We start from the raw sequence: 948 nt of genomic DNA, 5'->3' as shown, positions 1-948 counted from the left end.
AGATCGTTGCCAAGATCGCCCACAGCGCCTCCGAGCAGGACACCACGCTGCGCTCGATCTCCTCGTCGATGAACCAGCTCGATGCCGCCACCCAGCAGAATGCTGCCATGGCCGAAGAGACCACGGCATCGGCCGAAACGCTCGCCAGCGATACCGACGAACTGATCGATCTCATCCGCGGCTTCCGCGTCAGTGGCGAAGGTGCTGCCCCGGCCATGCATCAAGGTCGCCGTGCCGCTTAAACGGCACGGGGACAAAAGCGTTTTTATCACCAAATTCTTAGCGGCCGTCGGTTCTCCAGCGGCCGTGCCTTTTGAGGCTCATTGCGCGATACGGTCGATCAGCCGCTCGATCTCGTGATCGGAAAACACTTCGACTCCGGCCGCTTTCAGCGCCGCCGCCGTCACGCCGTTGCCGGCCTGCTTGCGGCCGGAAAACGTGCCGTCATATATGAAACCGGATCCGCAGGACGGGCTGCCGTCGATGAGCAGCGCATAACGGCAGCCGGCCTGCCTTGCGAGCGCCACGGCATTCTCCGCCGCCTGCAGGAATTCTTCCGTCACATCCCGGCCCGTCAGCTCGACAACCCGCGCCGTGCCGGCCAGCACATCCTCGCCGGTCGCACCATTTCCAATCTCGGCCGGAGGGCGCGGCACCGGCATGCCCGCCGACATCTCCGGACAGATCGTCACCAACCGGCCCTCGGCCTGCCATGTCTCGATCGCCGAATGAAGCAACGGCTTCGCCCGACCGTCATACCGAACGGCGTGCCCCATGAGGCAGGCGCTGACGAGAATCTTGCTTTGCATGTCTGCTTGAATAGCGCCGTAGTGGCGGCAATGCCAGTGTTGGGGTGGGCGGGTTGTTCAATGGGTAGCGAACCGTATCCGCCCCTCATCCGCCTGCCGGCACCTTCTCCCGTAAACGGGGCGAAGGGGAACACGCCGC

Annotated in this window: 1 protein-coding gene and 1 pseudogene; one reads left to right on the top strand and one right to left on the bottom strand. The window is 64.0% G+C overall.

The window, feature by feature from the left end:
- A pseudogene (locus HX899_RS27560) lies at nucleotides 1–242 on the top strand (chemotaxis protein); the annotation flags it as partial.
- Nucleotides 243–320: 78 nt separating this feature from the next.
- On the opposite strand, the gene HX899_RS27555 reads toward HX899_RS27560, so the two are convergent.
- Complete coding sequence (locus tag HX899_RS27555) at nucleotides 321–809, bottom strand: DUF523 domain-containing protein (protein ID WP_181293870.1); 489 nt, start codon at nucleotides 807–809, stop codon at nucleotides 321–323.
- Between the last annotated feature and the right edge of the window lie 139 nt (nucleotides 810–948).

This window comes from Rhizobium sp. WYCCWR 11146 (assembly GCF_013591995.1).
Taxonomy (GTDB): Bacteria; Pseudomonadota; Alphaproteobacteria; order Rhizobiales; family Rhizobiaceae; genus Rhizobium; species Rhizobium indicum.
The sequence above is the reverse complement of the archived record's forward strand: the minus strand, read 5'-3'. Positions and strand labels throughout refer to the sequence as shown.